Annotated in this window: 28 protein-coding genes; 11 read left to right on the plus strand and 17 right to left on the minus strand. The window is 57.3% G+C overall.

Translation table 11 applies throughout. The features are described 5' to 3' along the window. Positions 1 to 18 precede the first annotated feature (18 nt). The 13 genes from AC1P02_RS16790 to AC1P02_RS16850 form a co-directional block, all read right to left on the minus strand. Positions 19 to 186, minus strand: coding sequence for a DUF3283 family protein (locus tag AC1P02_RS16790; protein WP_485182706.1), 168 nt, complete (start codon positions 184 to 186; stop codon positions 19 to 21). Continuing rightward, positions 158 to 781: a 3'-5' exonuclease gene (locus tag AC1P02_RS16795; RefSeq protein WP_485182708.1), complete on the minus strand. Its 624-nt coding sequence runs from the start codon at positions 779 to 781 to the stop codon at positions 158 to 160. Before AC1P02_RS16795 ends, AC1P02_RS16790 begins: the two co-directional genes overlap by 29 nt. 30 nt (positions 782 to 811) lie before the next feature. Then, positions 812 to 997: a hypothetical protein gene (locus AC1P02_RS16800; RefSeq protein WP_485182709.1), complete on the minus strand. Its 186-nt coding sequence runs from the start codon at positions 995 to 997 to the stop codon at positions 812 to 814. Further along, positions 966 to 1,205 (minus strand): BRO-N domain-containing protein, encoded by a 240-nt coding sequence (locus AC1P02_RS16805; RefSeq protein WP_485182710.1) that lies wholly within the window; start codon positions 1,203 to 1,205, stop codon positions 966 to 968. The genes AC1P02_RS16800 and AC1P02_RS16805 overlap by 32 nt, the downstream gene beginning before the upstream one ends. Positions 1,206 to 1,309: 104 nt before the next feature. Continuing rightward, positions 1,310 to 1,699, minus strand: coding sequence for a DUF4406 domain-containing protein (locus AC1P02_RS16810; RefSeq protein ID WP_485182711.1), 390 nt, complete (start codon positions 1,697 to 1,699; stop codon positions 1,310 to 1,312). Beyond that, on the minus strand, positions 1,689 to 1,994 hold the full coding sequence (locus AC1P02_RS16815) for a hypothetical protein (RefSeq protein ID WP_485182712.1): 306 nt from the start codon (positions 1,992 to 1,994) through the stop codon (positions 1,689 to 1,691). The genes AC1P02_RS16810 and AC1P02_RS16815 overlap by 11 nt, the downstream gene beginning before the upstream one ends. Beyond that, positions 1,987 to 2,193, minus strand: a complete 207-nt coding sequence (locus AC1P02_RS16820; RefSeq protein WP_310011221.1) for a hypothetical protein — start codon at positions 2,191 to 2,193, stop codon at positions 1,987 to 1,989. The genes AC1P02_RS16815 and AC1P02_RS16820 overlap by 8 nt, the downstream gene beginning before the upstream one ends. Next, entirely contained in the window at positions 2,190 to 2,420 is a 231-nt protein-coding gene (locus tag AC1P02_RS16825) for a hypothetical protein (RefSeq protein ID WP_310011220.1), read from the minus strand. Before AC1P02_RS16825 ends, AC1P02_RS16820 begins: the two co-directional genes overlap by 4 nt. Continuing rightward, entirely contained in the window at positions 2,417 to 2,677 is a 261-nt protein-coding gene (locus AC1P02_RS16830) for a hypothetical protein (RefSeq protein WP_485182713.1), read from the minus strand. Before AC1P02_RS16830 ends, AC1P02_RS16825 begins: the two co-directional genes overlap by 4 nt. Then, positions 2,677 to 3,168: a hypothetical protein gene (locus AC1P02_RS16835; RefSeq protein WP_485182714.1), complete on the minus strand. Its 492-nt coding sequence runs from the start codon at positions 3,166 to 3,168 to the stop codon at positions 2,677 to 2,679. The genes AC1P02_RS16830 and AC1P02_RS16835 overlap by 1 nt, the downstream gene beginning before the upstream one ends. Beyond that, on the minus strand, positions 3,146 to 4,204 hold the full coding sequence (locus tag AC1P02_RS16840; protein WP_485182715.1) for a conserved phage C-terminal domain-containing protein: 1,059 nt from the start codon (positions 4,202 to 4,204) through the stop codon (positions 3,146 to 3,148). The genes AC1P02_RS16835 and AC1P02_RS16840 overlap by 23 nt, the downstream gene beginning before the upstream one ends. 55 nt (positions 4,205 to 4,259) lie before the next feature. Next, the gene (locus AC1P02_RS16845; protein WP_234579644.1) at positions 4,260 to 4,424 is read right to left on the minus strand and encodes a hypothetical protein; all 165 of its coding nucleotides are present in this window, start codon (positions 4,422 to 4,424) and stop codon (positions 4,260 to 4,262) included. A 66-nt stretch (positions 4,425 to 4,490) separates the two neighbouring features. Next, positions 4,491 to 5,000, minus strand: coding sequence for a phage regulatory CII family protein (locus AC1P02_RS16850; RefSeq protein WP_234579646.1), 510 nt, complete (start codon positions 4,998 to 5,000; stop codon positions 4,491 to 4,493). 235 nt (positions 5,001 to 5,235) lie between these two features. Here AC1P02_RS16850 and AC1P02_RS16855 point away from each other — a divergent pair, with 235 nt between their 5' ends. The 9 genes from AC1P02_RS16855 to AC1P02_RS16895 all read left to right on the plus strand — a co-directional run bounded on the left by AC1P02_RS16855 (position 5,236) and on the right by AC1P02_RS16895 (position 10,495). After that, positions 5,236 to 6,000: a LexA family protein gene (locus AC1P02_RS16855; RefSeq protein WP_234579648.1), complete on the plus strand. Its 765-nt coding sequence runs from the start codon at positions 5,236 to 5,238 to the stop codon at positions 5,998 to 6,000. A 571-nt stretch (positions 6,001 to 6,571) separates the two neighbouring features. Continuing rightward, positions 6,572 to 6,793 (plus strand): hypothetical protein, encoded by a 222-nt coding sequence (locus tag AC1P02_RS16860; protein WP_265432572.1) that lies wholly within the window; start codon positions 6,572 to 6,574, stop codon positions 6,791 to 6,793. Positions 6,794 to 6,830: 37 nt separating this feature from the next. Next, positions 6,831 to 7,913: a phage N-6-adenine-methyltransferase gene (locus tag AC1P02_RS16865; RefSeq protein WP_485182716.1), complete on the plus strand. Its 1,083-nt coding sequence runs from the start codon at positions 6,831 to 6,833 to the stop codon at positions 7,911 to 7,913. Then, complete coding sequence (locus AC1P02_RS16870) at positions 7,910 to 8,824, plus strand: DNA cytosine methyltransferase (RefSeq protein ID WP_485182717.1); 915 nt, start codon at positions 7,910 to 7,912, stop codon at positions 8,822 to 8,824. Before AC1P02_RS16865 ends, AC1P02_RS16870 begins: the two co-directional genes overlap by 4 nt. Then, complete coding sequence (locus AC1P02_RS16875; protein ID WP_485182718.1) at positions 8,821 to 9,258, plus strand: hypothetical protein; 438 nt, start codon at positions 8,821 to 8,823, stop codon at positions 9,256 to 9,258. Before AC1P02_RS16870 ends, AC1P02_RS16875 begins: the two co-directional genes overlap by 4 nt. After that, positions 9,234 to 9,428, plus strand: a complete 195-nt coding sequence (locus AC1P02_RS16880) for a hypothetical protein (RefSeq protein ID WP_234579660.1) — start codon at positions 9,234 to 9,236, stop codon at positions 9,426 to 9,428. The genes AC1P02_RS16875 and AC1P02_RS16880 overlap by 25 nt, the downstream gene beginning before the upstream one ends. 66 nt (positions 9,429 to 9,494) lie before the next feature. Next, positions 9,495 to 9,752, plus strand: coding sequence for a hypothetical protein (locus AC1P02_RS16885; RefSeq protein WP_485182719.1), 258 nt, complete (start codon positions 9,495 to 9,497; stop codon positions 9,750 to 9,752). Further along, positions 9,752 to 10,234, plus strand: a complete 483-nt coding sequence (gene ssb, locus AC1P02_RS16890) for a single-stranded DNA-binding protein (RefSeq protein WP_485182720.1) — start codon at positions 9,752 to 9,754, stop codon at positions 10,232 to 10,234. Before AC1P02_RS16885 ends, ssb begins: the two co-directional genes overlap by 1 nt. Positions 10,235 to 10,249: 15 nt before the next feature. Further along, positions 10,250 to 10,495 (plus strand): helix-turn-helix transcriptional regulator, encoded by a 246-nt coding sequence (locus tag AC1P02_RS16895; RefSeq protein WP_234579666.1) that lies wholly within the window; start codon positions 10,250 to 10,252, stop codon positions 10,493 to 10,495. Here the strand turns inward: AC1P02_RS16895 and AC1P02_RS16900 are convergent. Beyond that, positions 10,423 to 11,661: a tyrosine-type recombinase/integrase gene (locus AC1P02_RS16900; protein ID WP_485182721.1), complete on the minus strand. Its 1,239-nt coding sequence runs from the start codon at positions 11,659 to 11,661 to the stop codon at positions 10,423 to 10,425. The genes AC1P02_RS16895 and AC1P02_RS16900 overlap by 73 nt on opposite strands. Before the next feature lie 88 nt (positions 11,662 to 11,749). On the opposite strand from AC1P02_RS16900, the gene AC1P02_RS16905 reads away from it, so the two are divergent. Further along, complete coding sequence (locus AC1P02_RS16905) at positions 11,750 to 11,950, plus strand: hypothetical protein (protein WP_234579670.1); 201 nt, start codon at positions 11,750 to 11,752, stop codon at positions 11,948 to 11,950. Positions 11,951 to 12,050: 100 nt separating this feature from the next. Here the strand turns inward: AC1P02_RS16905 and AC1P02_RS16910 are convergent, their stop codons facing one another. Further along, positions 12,051 to 12,638, minus strand: a complete 588-nt coding sequence (locus AC1P02_RS16910) for a tetratricopeptide repeat protein (protein ID WP_485182722.1) — start codon at positions 12,636 to 12,638, stop codon at positions 12,051 to 12,053. Positions 12,639 to 12,814: 176 nt separating this feature from the next. Between AC1P02_RS16910 and AC1P02_RS16915 the strand changes: the two genes are divergently transcribed. Then, on the plus strand, positions 12,815 to 13,870 hold the full coding sequence (locus tag AC1P02_RS16915; RefSeq protein ID WP_485182724.1) for a PA0069 family radical SAM protein: 1,056 nt from the start codon (positions 12,815 to 12,817) through the stop codon (positions 13,868 to 13,870). An 85-nt stretch (positions 13,871 to 13,955) separates the two neighbouring features. Here the strand turns inward: AC1P02_RS16915 and AC1P02_RS16920 are convergent, their stop codons facing one another. Both AC1P02_RS16920 and gyrA read right to left on the minus strand, forming a co-directional pair. Continuing rightward, positions 13,956 to 14,126, minus strand: coding sequence for a hypothetical protein (locus tag AC1P02_RS16920; protein WP_165484246.1), 171 nt, complete (start codon positions 14,124 to 14,126; stop codon positions 13,956 to 13,958). Positions 14,127 to 14,394: 268 nt separating this feature from the next. Then, a complete protein-coding gene (gyrA, locus tag AC1P02_RS16925; RefSeq protein ID WP_021140533.1) occupies positions 14,395 to 17,199 on the minus strand; it encodes a DNA topoisomerase (ATP-hydrolyzing) subunit A in 2,805 nt (934 codons plus the stop codon). Positions 17,200 to 17,311: the final 112 nt, after the last annotated feature.

Here is a 17,311-nt window from a genome sequence, read left to right on the forward strand (position 1 = left end):
ACGGTAATAGTTCAGCCGCTAAAGGAAATACGTCCGGTATTCCTCTGGCTGACCGGTGATGGCCTTGGCAACATCCTCTCGAGTCACCAGGTTGCGGCGGCACTGCCAAACCAGCCAAGCCGCCAGCTTATCCAATTCTACTTTCTGGCGTTCCTGCTCAGGAAGTTGCGCCAGACTCAATGTCATTGTGTGCTAATTCGCCGCCGGCAAGCCCTTGCTTGAAGGCTGTCAGTATGTGGATCAGGTATGCCGCCTCATGGCGGGCATCGTGCAGTGCGTGATGGCGGGTACCCTCGAACGGCAATTGATACTTGGGATCAATGCCCAACAGTTGCCGCCCCATCCACACCACAGTCCGCAGGCTCTGGTTACCACGGAACCACCAAGGCTGATCGACACCCCACTGCTGGTAGGCATCAGCCAGCAGTACGTTGTCGAACTCGCTGCCATTGCCCATCAGCTCGACCAGAGCCACCTTGTCAAAATGGCGACCCAAGAAGTTGGAGAGGGCTTGAAGCGCATCCACCAGGAACAGCCGGCCAGCATTGCCGAACATCTCTTCCCACGCCACTGGGCTCTCGCTCTTCTGTCGCTCCCAAAATGCCATGGTGTCATCATCACGCTGGCGGCCCTGTGCCAGATCCACCCGGCAGTAAAACTCATCCACAGTACGCAGCTGCGCCACATCCACAATCACCACCCCGATGGCGCCGATCACCGCATCATGACCCTGCGCGAGGGTCTCGATATCCACCACTGCGACCAAACTTGAATTACTCATACGTCCAGAACCTCGATTAAATTGTCAGTTTCAGGCCGCCACTTGTCCCAGCCCAACCTTGGCCAACAAGTCGGCGAACCGGCTCTGGTACCAGTGCGGCTGCGTCTCGCGCTGACAGCGCGGATCCACAATGTTCTTGCCGAACAGCAGCCCTTTGGGCGTGATCGCCCAGAACTCCTTCTGCTTATCCGGTGACTTGGTGGAAGGGCGCCGCATCTTGGTCAGCAACCTCCTGCACACCGCTGGTTGTGGGGGTGTCGCGCTTCACGACATCCCCCTCATCCACATGGCGGCGCACCGCATCCCGCGCATTGCTGTAGCCCAACGCCTTACACACGTCGACAGCACAGAACAGCACCCGCCCGTCTTCCTGGATCAAGCGCACTTTGCCAAACTCTGCGCTATCAAAGCTCAACACCTGCATGTCACTCTCCCGATTGTCATGAGTAAGGTTTAGCTACAAAATAATACTGTTTATTTATACAGCCAACAATCACCACTCATAAGGCTTTTCAGAGCAGTGAGTGCCTATACAACCAGGGGTAAGTGCTGCTTGGCCCACACTTCACCGGCCACTTCGTCCATATCCAGTTGAAACAGGCTCAACCCAAAGGCATGGGCCCGGGTGAACTCTTGCCGCGCCCCCTTGCTCTGCTGCCAACCCGGCAAAAAGGCCACCGCATCGCATTCCATCAACATGGGAATGGCGATCCGCATGTAGGCGTCATGAGTCCAACCATCCGGTAACACGGCAGGATTCATCACCCATGCACCCTGGCCGTGCAGATAGACTTCGGCAGCAAAGAACATGGGCCGATTAAACATGGGAAAACCGCTCATCGGCCCGGCGATATACACCTTCACGCCGGCCAGGTCGATCAGGCCCTGCTCAGTCAGTTCCTTCGGTTTAATGGTCATGATGGGCCTCCTCGGCCAGATCGCGATTCATACGGTTCAGCGTCACCAAGACGGCTTTTGCCAACGCCAACAGCAGGGTGCCGCACCATACCAGCACCAGTAAAACGGCCCGCAGCGGAGCCAGCAGTAGACGGGTAACCTGGCGAGGGAACATAACCAACACCCAACCCGCGGAGATCACCCACACCACAGGGGCATGCAACATCTGCCAGCCAATCCCACCCTCGTAGGGCATATGAGCCAGCGCAAACAGCGCCACGAACACATACATCAGCAGGAAGAAAGCCTTAACCATGACTGGCCTCCTTGGTCTTCGCCGCCAGCTCGGTGAGCTCACGACAGGCAGATACCAGTCGGGGCTCTACCTCAAACTCATCCCACTCAAGACCACGCTCCTCTTCCTCCGCCAGCCATTCGCGCAGCGAGAGCCAAACAAGAGCAAGAAACGCAGCCCAGGCCAACATAAGGGCCAACAACATCCATTCAATATTCATCCCTTCCTCCCCCTCCCGGTGGTGGCTTGATGAGCTGCCTTGTTCATGGCAGTCCCGACAATCTCTCCTATCTCGGTGCTCCAGGCACCAAATCCGATATCGTGGATCACCCACATCCCGATCGACACACAGATGCCGGCCTCCTGCGCCTTCACCAGCTCCTCAATGCCCAGCAGCGGGGCTTGCCAATCCCGGGTCGGGGTGTGCTGGGCGTAGTAGTGCATCATGCCCCTACCCTCACCAGCTCCACCGCCTGCCCCCGGATCCGCGCAGCTTCTGCCCGTGCCTCCTCGGCCCCATCCCACACCAGGTAATACCCGGCACCGGTGGCAGCATCGGTCTTGCCAAGAGTATCCAGTGAGTTCGACACCTCCAGGTGCACCCGCTCCCCCACCCAGCCCCGCACCGGCGGATAAATGACCACTCGGCAGAACTTCGCCTCGCGCACATCGCGCTCGACGTTTGCATTGAATTGACCAGCCATCACCGAATCCTCCCCGTAATCGTCACACCCTCAATGCGCAGCTCTGCCAGCAGTTGCTGCAACTCGGCCTGCAGCGCTTCATCGGTCACCTGACGATCACGCACATAGACCCTGGCCTCCGCCTGCATCTCGCAGGCACGTATGGAGATAAAGCGCCCAGCTGGGGCACACTTCGGTACCGGATTGCGCTGCAAGATAGCGGCCTTGACCTCGGCCGGACGCGGTGCGAACTGACGACTGGCATCCTCGGCCAGCACTACCACCGCTTCGCGAACCTGACCGACAGGGAAGCCCCTGAGCATCAGCGCCCAGGCCTGGGCGGTATTGCTAGCGTTGCTGTCGAGCTGGTTGGCACTGGCGGGCCAGAACGCCGTCATCATCGGGAATAACTCGTTGGCCAGGAACAAGGCGATCGGGTCGGCAGTGCGCTGTTCGGTAGGCAAGCCGCCTTGATGCCGCACGGCCATGTCAGAGGATGGTGTTATCGTCATAGCCGAGCCCTCCCGTGGCGGCCATGATGGCCTGAGCCTGCTGCTTAGCCTGCGCCAGATTGGACAAGGTGCGCTTGCGCTCGAAGCCCTCCCACTCCCCGTTAACACAGCGGGGCCGCCCAACCTGCTCCCAGCGCCGGGCTGCGGCGAGATATCCCGGGAACTTCTGCGGGGCATACACCGTCATCGGGCGCAGGTACTCGGCCATCTTCAGGTCGGCCGCCCAGTGGGCGCTTTTGAACTCGGCAACCAGCATCAGGTCAGCCATGCTGTGCCCCTCTGTCAGCCGGGCATTGATGTTTTGCAGGGCGGTGGGTTTGGCCTGGTAACGGCGATCGGCTACCGCATTGAAGTGTGCCAGCACGGTCCTGGCATCCACGCTGATGGCCAACGAGGCCGTATCCTTCCGGTCGCGTTCGGTTTCGTCAGAAACCGGACAAGAGATCTGTTTAAGATCCTCTGTAGTTTCCTTTTCTTTTACTTCTTGTTCTGTTGTCGCGACGGTCGGGGCCCCGATGCGCGGGACAGTGGGCGCCCCATCACACCCACTCAAAACTGCGCAAGACATGGGATTGGGCGGGACACTCGGCGCCCCAGTCGGTACCCCGATGGGTGTCCCTTTTGTCGCGCCCTCAAACTGCTCTGTTGCGAACGATTCGCAATTAGTGGCGACTGGCTGCACAACGGCCTGATAGTCGTCATAGTGGCAGATCTCGATGATGGTTCCCCATGGGGTGCCACGCAGCTCAATCATCCCCTCCTTGGCAAACCAGGCCAGCATGCGCTCTGCCCCCTTCTTGTCGAGCCCACGGCCTCGCTCGTCACGGAGTTGCAGGCCCAGCTCGGTGGCGCTGATCACCAGTTGGCCCCGCAGCAGATGCCAGTCACGCCCCTTGTAGTGCACAGGGCCAGCCTCATAGGCCGCCATGCTGATCAACCGAATCCAGGCCGCCAGCTTGGTGGCATTACGGGCCCACTCTGCTTGCAGCAACGAGCGCCAGCACACCACATAGCCGCTGCGACGGTTGTCACTCATGTTGCACACCTTCTTTCTGGCCGAGGTGGCTACCTGGGCCAAAAGCCTCACAACTTCACCCATGACGGCCTCCCATGTGCTGCAGTTGGGCAAACACCATCCTGGCCTGTTCAGCACTGATGGGTAACGACAGCCCCATCACCACCAGCCGGTATCCGTTAACAAACTGCAGTTGCGGCATTGCTTGCCTGACTGAGCTCGGTTGGATAAGATCTTTCATGTTCACATCCCTTTCGATGTTTGAACCATGGTCCCGGCTGTTGACGCAGCGCGGGGCCGCCCTTTTCTACTTGTTGTTGGTAGTCGTCGGCAGCTGTCGCACATTGGCGGCGGTAGAACAGATCAGCCCCATCACCTGCTCAGCAACCAAGGCGCCAACCCGTTCAATCTGGCCCTGCTCTATTCGGTCAATCACCCCATCAGCACGGGCATCATGAATGGCCTGCATCAGCTTGCCGAACACGGACTGGGCCAGCAGTACCTGCTCCACCAGCTCATCATCACTGACAGAGCCATGAGGTCTCGCAACCAACATCAGGCCACGACCTGCAGCCCATGCTTCCAGGATGCAGTTGTCATCTGCCAGCTCAGTGACGGCAACCGCCTCCCCCAAATTCAAGTGGTGACTGTCGCAATCGGGGTTCATCTTATTGGCCAGTACCACTGGGCTCTTACCTAGCTTGCGAGCCAAGTCGCTGATATTGCTGATCTGCCCCAGCAAATACGCAGCAGCTAGTACATCGGTACGCAAAACAGAGCCCTGGTTTAACGTGGTTTTTTCGGTAGTGTTTGCCATGATGACCTCATACGTTTACGGGTTTGGGCCGACCACATGCCAATATTTCAGATGGTGAAAATGAACCGCCGGAGACCTCGGCAAGACGAACTGCATGCTGAGTAACACCGCTGTAATCCGTATGGGGCAGCGTGTTAGTTTTTCGCCATTTATAAACAGCCCGAACGCTGACTAGACACGCATCCGCCGCCACTTTTACACCTATGGAGTCGATGACTTCTCGTAGAGAGGCCATATGCACCTCAATGAATGTGAACCTTTGGTACACCATAGATCGGAACTGAAAGTACATGCAAGCGCATATAGTATTGAACGTATGGTTCACAAACTGAAAGACCGCGACTCATATGCGGCTCGGCTACATCATGCAGCTGACAAGAAAGGCTTACCCATGCGGGGCAGAGGCAAAATTTTGTCTGATGCCATCAAAGTCACGCCCAAGGCCATCAGCAAATACCTGAATGATGAAGCCATCCCTACCTCGGAAAACGGGCGTAAACTGGCAGATTTCCTCGGTGTCTCGTTCGTATGGCTTCAGTTGGGAGAAGAGGCAATAGATAGAGAACAAGAGCTGATCCCTGTGCCCTCGAGTAATATTAAGATGGTGCCTTTAATCTCCTGGGTACAGGCTGGTGAATTCTGCTTGTCAGATAGCCCCGACTTTATTGCGGATGATACGCCATACTATGCCTGCCCCAATCCCAAGGCTGGGCCCCGTACTTTTGCTTTAATGGTACGTGGCGACTCTATGACTAATCCAAATGGCCAGCGAAGCTATCCAGAGGGAACGATAATTTTTGTCGATCCCGATCATGCCCCCAAAGCAGGGCTACGTGTCATTGCAGGTCTGGAAGATGGCAGTTGTACCTTTAAAGAATTGGCAGAAAATGAGACGGGTAAAACATATTTGAAGGCCTTAAACCCTCGCTACACAATCAATGATCATGTTCAGCCCGCCAAAATCTGCGGCGTGGTTATCGGCTCGTATACTCCTGAATAGACCCATCATCATTTCTGATCACCCGCCACCTTGGCGGGTTTTTGCTATCCAAAGAAATAAATGAACCAATGGTACTTTACAAAAATATACCTTTGGTTCATTGTTGTTCAAGGTAGTTGGTTTTGCAGGGGACTTACGAGGCTTAGCGCCCACGGACGAGCGAACCGGCGACCAGAACCAACTGAGTTGTGGTGACAACCATCCCATCAGCTGCAAGCAGCCGGGAGGTGCCGATAAGAACTGCAATCGTAGGCCACCACATTCCCACCGCGGGGTTAAGCGGATGCTTTGTCCCGCTGTGAAGCGCCAACAAAGCCCTCGCCGAGAGGCGACAGTTTCGATAGGTAGGTCTGTCCGTGAGGGCGCACCGGTGCCAACAACCAGAACGGCTGACTCACTGTGAAGTGCTCAAGCCACCGCCACAGGTGCAACGCATGTGGCTATTGCTCTCTCCTGGCCCCGGCAACGGGGCCCTTATCCCACAAGCGATAGCGGCCCATCAGCGGGTCACGGACTTCTATTGCCTGTCGCTTGTGTGATGAGACTTGTTCCAGAAAGAGCGGAGGCAGCCATGCACCCACGCGAGTTCATTGCCAAACATACCCAGGCAATGCTGGAGAAAGAGGAATTCCCTCCCCATGCAGTCTCGTTGGGTGTGACAGAAGCTACCCGCTATTTCGACCGGACACCTATCTTCGCCAAAGGGAAGGTGTTCGATGAGTGCCTCAAGGCGGCCCGCGCAGTAGCCAGGATCGCGAAGAAGGCCGAGTCGGCCAGGAAGGCCAAACCCTGATCCGGGGCTCGGATTGCAACTGATGGATGAAGTGATCATGAATCATTACGCCGAGGCTTTGGCCCTACTTCAAACCCAGCCTGACCATGAACTCAAGCAGATAGGAGATCAGTGGCAGACCCCCAAAGCGTTGGCCTGGGGCCTCTTCCACCAGTTCGTCCCCACTCTGGGGCCAGTGGTACTCGACATGTTCGCTGACGACAGCAACGCCCTGGTACCGAACTACTACGACGCCGAGGACAATGCCCTGACTCAGGATCTCGCTTCGGACCTGCGCCGACTGGGTGGAGCCGCCTTCGGCAATCCGCCCTACTCCCGCCCCTGCACGGATGCTGACGGCAACGCCATCACCGGGATGGAGGCCATTCTCAACTATTGCCGCGAGCAACGGGCTCAAGGTGCCAAGATCATGTTGCTCATCAAAGCCGCAACCAGCGAGGCTTGGTGGCCGGAGGATGTCGACTTCATCCAGTTCATCAGCGGCCGCATCGGCTTTGAAGTGCCGGAATGGTACGTCCCCCGCGATCCCAAGAAAGACAAGCCCAGCGCCTCCGGCTTTGCCTCTGCCGTGGTGATCTTCGATATCAGCTGGCAAGGCGATCGCCGACCAGAAGCACGCCTGCGTCGGGATGACCTTATCACCACCGGCCAGATCATCCTCGACATGATCCACCGCCAGGCTGTAGCGCTCAACGAAGAAGCCAGCCAGGCCATCGCCAAGGCCGTTTCTACCGAGCCAGCCATGCTGCAGGACGAACCTGCCGTCGCCAAGCCGGCAGGTTGGGATCCATCTTGGGATCTATCCAAGGAGGCCGATGACCACACAGCAGTTACAAAAGTCGCTCTGACTCAGATGGGGTTTGAGGTAATCCACGCTATTGAGCCGCTGAACGATTGGCAACATTTCCCAGCCATCAAGTCGATCATCTATCAGATTGATGAAGCGGATCTGCTTACCCCTGCAAATACCCGCCTGCTGGCTGGCTACATCCACAATCTGCAGGATGGAGAGGGTGACCAAGAGTCCACGCTCAGTGCTGCGACCAAAATGGCCAAACACCTGCTGAACCCTGAAGAAGCGCAGCTGAGACTCTCGCTGAATGATGGGGAGGCAGCATGAGAGTCATAGACCTATTTGCCGGGCTTGGCGGCTGGTCCACCGGAGCAAAGATGGCTGGGTGTAATGTTCTGTGGGCAGCAAACCATTGGCCGGATGCGGTGCACTGGCACAGCGCCAACCACCCTGACACCCAGCACATTTGCCAAGATCTGCACCAGGCCGACTGGGCTTCGGTGCCAGCCCATGATCTCTTGCTCGCCTCCCCCTGCTGCCAAGGCCACAGCAAGGCAAGGGGCAAGGCAAGCGGCAACCCTCAGCACGACGCAAGCAGATCAACTGCGTGGGCAGTTGTCTCTGCGCTGGAGTTCCATCGACCACCAGCGGCAATCGTGGAGAACGTACCCGAGTTCATGGATTGGCCGCTCTACCAAGCTTGGGCTGCAGCCATGCAGGCTCTTGGCTATGCCTTGGCTCCGCATGTGGTCAACTGCGCAGATCTCGGTGTACCGCAGGAGCGGATTCGTCTGTTTATCGTCTGCACCCGCTCTGCCAGCCCGCTGACGCTGCATCTGCCGAGCCTTGAACATGTCCCTGCAGCTGCATTCATCGACTTCTCTGCCGGGAGATGGTCGCCTATAGAGAAAACCGGCAGAGCGGAGGCAACACTGGAACGGGTAGCTAATGGTAGGGCCATATATGGCGATCGCTTTGTGATGAGTTACTACGGAAACACACGCTCCGGCCGCAGCATGGACCGCCCCATCGGAACAATTACAACCCGGGATCGCTGGGCAGTTGTTGATGGTGACTGCATGCGGATGCTGACAGCAGAAGAGAATCTGCTGGCTATGAGCTTTCCGGCAAACATTAAGCGCCCCGATAACCACCGCCTGACTGTTCATATGGCTGGCAATGCTGTCCCCCCACTGGCAGGCATGCGCATCATTCAAGCTTTGATGGAGGATGCATGAGCATCGTTCAGGACGTTGCCGAGTGGGTGCATACCCGGGTAGAGGGGGCTCTGTGTGGGGATGTGGCAACTGAGTTCGCCATCACTGCGATCAAGGCCAGCATGGTGATGAGCCAGATCCATCGGGAGTCTCGTTTCACTACTAGGGTTGAGCACAGTTGCATCCTTGATGCCAACGGCAAGGGGCGGAACACCCGCCGCCTTTATGTCGATGCAGTGCAGACCCCACAGTGGCACAAGACACCAGTGATAGGCACCGCAGGAGATCAGGTCGTCAGATTCGACAGCATCACCGATGCGGAAACCATCGGCGGCTTTGTCAGAGTCAGCATCACCCGCTGCCTCGCTGGCCAGCAAGAGAAACACGGTGGCTACCATTGGCAAGCTGACACCACAGAAGGAGCTACGAAATGCACCGCTACCACTACACCCTGAATGCGGCAACCGAGCTTGGCGCTGCACCGGATCGGCTAACCGGCACCATCGAGGCACACCACCCGATGACCAGCCAGCAGATCAGAGTGGCTGCCATCGACCAGGCGGCCGCCCACTACCTCAACTTCACCGAACTGGAGTATCAGGAATGTGAAGAGGGAAGTGATTGAAGGGCTGGCCGTCCTGGTTGGCACCATATTGGAAATGATGTAACAGCGACTGTCCGGGAGGACACGATGGATATCAGACTCTACCAGCGCAATTACAGGGATGACCTCAAGCAAGCCATCCTGCAAGAGCAAACCGCAGACTACCCTGCTGCCGCTCTTTCATACAAGAAGGCTCAGCACCACGCGGCCAGCGCCAACATGTTGGACAAGGCAAAATTTGCCATGGCTCGCCGCATTCATTGCCTCAAATTGGCCAATGACCCGCAATGGAAACAGGTGAATTCCCAGTACCAGCAGCTCTATCAAGCCATGGAGGCCCACTAATGAGACGCGGGATTAACAAGGTCATCCTGATCGGCAACCTCGGCCAGGATCCAGAAGTCCGCTATATGCCAAGCGGCGGTGCTGTTACCAGCATCACCTTGGCCACCTCTGAGACTTGGCGCGACAAGCAGACCAATACCCAGAAGGAGCGTACAGAGTGGCACCGAGTGGTCATTATGGGCAAGTTGGCCGAAGTGGCCGGCGAGTATCTGAAGAAAGGTGCTCAAGTCTACGTTGAAGGGAAACTGCAGACTCGAAGATGGCAGGACCAGAGCGGCCAGGAGCGCTACACCACCGAGGTGCTGGTCGATAGCTTCACCGGGGTGATGCAGATGCTCGGCAGCAAACAACAGGGCAGCCAGCCACAGCAAGCACCAGTGCCACAGCAGCAGGGCGGATACGGTCGACCAACCCAGCAACCAGCACCACCGGCTTACAATGAACCGCCGATGGACTTTGATGATGATGAGATCCCGTTCTAGGACTCCGGAGGATACATGGCAAACTACATTCAAACACCAGCACTGATCCGCCGTTGCGATATCGAGCAACTGCTCGGCGGGATAGGCAGAACTACTTTCTACCGCCGCCGGCTGGAGTGGGAAGCACAAGGCACCCCGTTCCCCAAGCCACTCAACTGGATGGCCAAGGGGGGCACCCTATGGCGCCGTCACGAAGTAATCGCGTTTCTGGTGGAGCGTGGGCTGATGCTTGCGGAGTCACATCCATCAGCACAACACTGAGCAATGTGGGCGGCCCAACGCTCAAGGGCCTCCCTCTGCTCATCGGCATAGTCGTGCTGGTCATAGACGGCAAGAATCCCTGCCAATCTGTGACCAAGCACTTTCTCCGACACATGGGGATGTACACCGATCCGGCTCATTACCGTCTTTACGGTACGACGCAGGTCATGGTTACCCCAGTCAGTGACACCCATTATCTTCCCTACTTGCTTAGCCAAACTCAACAGTACACTGGCTGCCATTGGTCGATCTTCTAAGCTGCGAGCAGGCGGGAATACATAGACATGGTCAGGAAAGAACTCAAAGGCTGCTGCAAACAGCTCACAAGCCTGGTGCGATAGCCCCCGCAAGAAGCCAATCCCTGTTTTGGAATCATCATCAGTTACCCTCCATTGGCCCTTAACTAAGTCAATGTCGGCCTTCTTGGCGGTTCGGATCTCCACCCCACGACAACCAGTGAGCAAAATCAGCTTCATCAGGATTTTGTGGGCATCCGTCATATCTGTGCGGTCTACGGCCAGCCAGAACTGGCCGATTTCCTCGTCATTCAAGTAACGAGATCGGCTCTTGATAGGTGTACCTACGTCCTTAACCTTCCAAGTGGCAAGTGTGTTGGCCTTGATCATGTTACGGCGCTGGGCATAATCCAACACCTCCTTCAGCTTGCCAAGCAGGATCCCCGCTTGGGTGCTGGCTGATTCCTGCATAGGGATAAAGACTTTGTCCCAGTGCAGTGTCGTCATGTCATCCACCACAAACTGGCCAACGGTGGGAATCACGTACATCTCGAACTGACGACGCCACTGCTTGAAATGAACCAACCGGATTGCCTGCTGACTACCCAACCAAGCGTTCAGACAGTCATTTACTGTGACAGCGACATGACGCTCCTTGATCTCCATTAGGCGAGCCATTGCCGGATCAGTGCCTGTCTGCAAGATCCGCCGAGCTTCGGCATGGCGTTCCCGCGCCTCCTTCAGAGTGACATCACCATAAGTTCCCAGTGACATCCTGCGGGCATGCGCCCCGTGCCGGTATCGGTACTGAAAGCTGATGTGCCCTGATGTGCTGATACGGGCAGAAAGTCCCTGCCCATCAGGTAACTCGGTCGGCCCATCATATGGCTTGCCAGCAATTTTACGCAGCTTCGCGTCACTCAATGCCATAGCACTGTTCTCGCCTGATTTGATGTGTCCATGGTACACACGTTGGTACACAAATTTAAATACACAGGCCAGAAGCAACGTGCACAGCATGGAACAGGAAAGACGCTTAGACCTTGATAAAACAATAGGTTACAGCGCAGAAAAAGATATGAAAAAACAGGCTGGATCGAGAGTAGTGACTACTACCAAAGGGCACATGCGGGATGGAAAAAATCATTCAAAAAGGGTGATGTTCTGGCTCTCTACAGCACTTTGCAGAGGTGCACTGCGACGCAAACAGCTTGCTTAACGGCACAAGGCAAACCAAAAACCGGACCATGCTACCAGAAGTAGGCGGGGCTGTATCGAGTTTGGTGAGATTTTCTACAACCAAATGAATCGCTTGCCAGTCACTCACTCAGCAGGGGTTGCCAGTTGAAATCGAAGGTACTGCTCCCCTCCTCGGCCAGGGCAAGCTCCTCCAACACCTTCAATGCAAGCTTGTTGCCCTTCTGCGAAGCCTGATAGAGCCACTGCTTGGCCTGGGGCAGATCGACCCGGCCACTTACCCCCATCAGGTGCAGCACGCCGACTTTGAGCATGGCGGGCACGTCACCATTGCGGGCCGCCAGCTCCATCCAGTGAAATGCCTCCCGCAGGTCCCGTTTCACCCCGGCGCCGCGCAGATAGACCTCCGCCAGCCGGTATTGGCCAAAGGCGTCTCCGGCCTGCGCCGACTGGCGATAAAGGCTGATGGCTTGCTCCATGTCCTGCGCTGTGCCCTGCCCCACCTCGTGGCTCCAGCCCATCAGCGCCTGAGCCCGGGGGATCCCCTGCTCGGCCAGCGGTTGCCAGATCTTTGTCGCCGTCTCGAACTGGCCGCTACGCCAGGCTCGATTGGCCGATGCCAGCTCCTGATCGGTGGAGAGCGGGATCAGCCGCCAGATGACCAGGCCAAGTACACCGATAAACAGCCAGCGGGAGACAATGGGTTTCATGATGATTTCCGTGATCCAGTTCGCATTTTGTCTATGTAAACGAAATGTATCAGAGGGATCAAGCAAGAGATCCATTTGTCATGCTGTTTTAAGCAAGGAAGCGATGGCGAGAGCTTGTATTTTGGCACTGAGGCTTGCAAGATGACTGTATATATAAACAGTATTAGTGTGACGCTATGGCAGGACGAGGCAGTTTCCACAATGTTGATCACCGCTTCAGCGGCCAGCGGGTCGACGCGGTCGATGACGGCTGGGCTCAACCCGAGTGGGAAGCGGCATTTGCCGCTAGTGATCCCCGCACCGAGGTGAAGGAGATAACCGCCCGCAGCATCATCAGTTACAACCGCTCACCGGATGTGCCCTTTGGTCGCTCCATCAACCCCTATCAAGGTTGTGAGCATGGCTGCATCTACTGCTATGCCAGACCGAGTCACGCCTATCTGGAGCTATCCCCCGGCCTCGACTTCGAGACCAGGCTGTTTGCCAAACTCAATGCCGCCGAGCTGTTGCGCCGGGAGTTTGCCAAACCCAGCTACCAGCCGGACACTATCGTGCTGGGGGCCAACACCGATCCTTACCAGCCCATCGAGCATCACTATCGCCTCACCCGCCAATTGCTGGAAGTGATGTTGGCCCATCGCCACCCGGTCGGCATCATCACCAAGAGCGCCATGATCTTGCGCGACCTCGATCTGCTGGCCGAACTGGCTCGGGAGGGACTCTGTCAGGTGATGGTGTCGGTGACGACACTAAATGAAACCTTGCGCCGTCAGCTGGAACCCAGAGCCAGCACAGGCACGGGTCGGCTAAAGGTGATTGAAAAGCTGGCACAGGCAGGAGTACCGGTCGGCGTGCTGGCGGCGCCCATGATCCCGCGCCTCAACGAACCTGAGCTCGAGCACATCATCAAGGCGGCAGCCGAAGCCGGCGCCCAGAGCGCCGACTACATACTGCTGCGATTACCCCACGAGCTGACCACACTGTTCAGCGACTGGCTGGAGGAGCACTACCCCGGCCAGAAGGAGGCCATCCTGAACCAGTTGCGAGCCAGTCGGGATGGCAGGCTCAACAGCCCCGCCTTTGGCGCCCGCATGCGCGGTGAGGGCCAGTTTGCGGACTTGCTCGCCCAGCGCTTTCGGCTTATCAACAAGCGTTTGGGCCTGGGCAAGCGCCATCTTCAGCTGCGGCGGGACGGCTTTATCCGCCCGGGTGAACAACTGCGGCTCTTCTGATCGCCCCGACAGCATCAACAAGGATCACAACGCCTCCCCCCTTAATCGGCGCACCACAAGGTTAACCATGCCGACAAGCAGGGCCTCAACCCCTTGGCCGAGGCGCGTACGTGCCCTTGCCCTGTGCAGTCAATTCGGCGGGCAGTCGTGCAGGCTCATGGGCCACTTCGTCCTCATGCTCCTCTGTCAGCGATCCTTGCTGATGTTCGCCCCATACCCGGCTCCACCAGATCTCCCACATTACCCAGCTGGTCATAAGATGCTCCTGTTGATGGATGCAAGCGCCAGGCCCGCTTGGCATGCTTGTTGAGTACAAGGTGCAGCTTGGCCCCGCCCAATGACAGCGAGATGACACCAGCATGAAGGATTTGGGGTAAATTGCGGGAGTGCGGCAATGCAGAGGAATCAAAGCGGGCACGATCAGCTGGCTCCCTGGGGCGGATGTAAAAGCAGCAGCAAGGCACAAAACAGCAATAAAAAGAGCGACCCAAGGGTCGCTCTTTTTCATGGGGGCAAACGCGCGATTATTCGTCGCTCGCTGCGCCCTCTTCAGTAGACCCTTCAGAGGATCCTGCGGCGGCAGAGCCGGCGTCTGGCGTGGTGTCGGTGCCTTCAGACACCTCACCGTCAATGGCCATGACGTCGTTCTCTTCCTCATCGCTCTCGGCAATGCGCTGCAGGCCAACCACGGTTTCATCTTCACCGGTACGGATCAGACGAACACCACCTGTGTTGCGGCCTATGATGCTCACTTCGGAGACACGAGTACGTACCAGGGTGCCGCCATTGGTGATAAGCATGATCTGGTCGGTATCGTCGACCTGGATCGCATCGATCACCTTGCCGTTACGCTCGTCCACCTTGATGGAACGAACGCCCTGAGTACCACGGCTCTTGGTCGGGTACTCGGTCAGCGCGGTACGCTTGCCGTAACCGTTCTCGGTCGCGGTCAGGATGGCACCCTCGCCACGGGGGACGATCAGGGAAACCACCTTGTCACCGTTGAGCAGGCGGATACCGCGTACCCCACCGGCGGTACGGCCCATGGGACGCACGCCCTTGAAGGTACCCTTGCTTTCGGTACTCTCGCTGCCTTCGCCGTTGTCGCTGCCATCATCGTCGTTGCCAGCGTCAATGACACTCTCGTCATCTCCGTCGACATCATCGCTGACATCAGCATCGGCTGCATCGGCGCGGCCGCTACCTTCATTGAAGCGAACCACCTTGCCCGCATCGGAGAACAGCATGATCTCGTTGCTGCCATCTGTGATGTCCACCCCGATCAGCTCATCACCCTCTTTGAGGTTGATGGCACGAATACCGGAGGAGAGCGGACGGCTGAACGCAGACAGGCTGGTTTTCTTCACGGTACCATCAGCGGTAGCGAAGAAGACGTACTTGTCGTCGGCATACTCTTTGACCGGCAGGATGGCGGTGATACGTTCACCCTCTTCCAGCGGCAGCAAGTTGATGATCGGACGACCACGGGCACCACGGGACGCCTCCGGCAGCTGATACACCTTGAGCCAGTAGACCTTGCCACGGGTGGAGAAGCACAGAATGGTGTCATGGGTGTTGGCCACCAGCAGACGTTCCACAAAGTCCTCTTCCTTGATCCGGGTGGCCGACTTGCCACGACCACCGCGGCGCTGGGCCTCGTAGTCGGTGATCGGCTGGTATTTCACGTAACCCTGGTGAGACAGGGTAACCACCACGTCTTCCGGCGTGATCAGATCTTCGATGTTGATCTCGGCGCTGGAGGCGCTGATCTCGGTGCGACGTTCGTCGCCATACTGCTCGCGCACGGCCAGCAGTTCATCGCGGATCACTTCCATCAACCGTTCCGGGCTTGCCAGGATGAACAGCAGCTCAGCAATCAGATCCAGCAGAGATTGATACTCTTCCAGGATCTTGCCGTGCTCGAGGCCGGTCAGCTTGTGCAGACGCAGGTCAAGGATGGCCTGGGCTTGCTGCTCGGTCAGGAAATATTGACCTTCGCGGATGCCGAATTCCGGCTCCAGCCACTCGGGGCGGGCCGCGTCGTCGCCTGCTTTTTCCAGCATGGCGGCCACGTTGCCGAGCTCCCAACCGCGGGCAACCAGTTTGGCTTTGGCGTCTGCGGGCGTATCGGAGTGACGGATCAGCTCTATGATGGGGTCGATGTTGGCCAGCGCGACGGCCAGACCTTCAAGGATGTGAGCCCGATCCCGCGCCTTGCGCAGCTCGAACACGGTCCGGCGGGTCACGACCTCACGGCGGTGCAGCAGGAACGCATCCAGAATGTCTTTAAGGTTCATCACCTTGGGCTGGTTGTTATCGAGCGCCACCATGTTGATGCCGAACGTGGTCTGCAGCTGGGTGTGCTTGTAGAGATTGTTCAGCACAATCTCGCCAGACTCGCCACGTTTGATCTCGATAACGATGCGCATGCCGTCTTTATCAGACTCATCGCGCAGGGCACTGATGCCCTCGACCTTCTTCTCTTTGACCAGCTCGGCGATCTTCTCGATCAACCGCGCCTTGTTCACCTGATAAGGCAGCTCGTGAACGATGATGGTCTCGCGACTGGTCTTGTCGTCCACTTCCACTTCGGCTTTGGCACGCACATAGACGGAGCCACGACCGGTACGGTAGGCCTGCACTATGCCAGCACGACCATTGATGATGGCGCCGGTGGGGAAATCAGGCCCTGTGATGTAGGTCATCAACTCATCGATGGTGAGATTGCCATTCTCGATAAGCGCCAGACAGCCGTTCACTATCTCGGTGAGGTTGTGAGGAGGAATGTTGGTCGCCATGCCCACCGCGATACCGGATGAACCGTTGACCAGCAGGTTGGGCACCTTGGTGGGCATGACAGCCGGGATCATCTCGGTGCCATCATAGTTGGGCACCCAATCCACGGTTTCTTTGTCCAGATCGGCCAGCAGCTCGTGGGAGATGCGGGCCATCCGCACTTCGGTATAACGCATGGCGGCGGCGCTGTCGCCGTCGACCGAACCGAAGTTGCCCTGACCATCGACCAGCATGTAACGCATGGAGAAATCCTGCGCCAAGCGGACAATGGTGTCATACACGGCACTGTCGCCGTGCGGGTGGTATTTACCAATTACGTCACCGACCACACGGGCCGATTTTTTATAGGGCTTGTTCCAGTCGTTCCCCAACTCGTTCATAGCAAACAGAACGCGGCGGTGAACCGGTTTCAAGCCATCACGCACATCCGGCAGAGCTCGTCCTACGATCACGCTCATGGCGTAATCAAGATAGGAACTCTTGAGCTCTTCTTCGATGTTGATCGGCGTGATCTCTCTGGCCAGATCGCTCATAGAAAGCCTTAATCCCTAATTAGTTGTTCTTTGGCTTAAACAGCGCGCCATGGTAACACACTGAGCCAAATACCTTAAGCCACAAATCCGGGTAACAAGTCGGGCTGGTGTG

The sequence above is a fragment of the Aeromonas sp. TS_SC_11 genome, assembly GCF_057318915.1.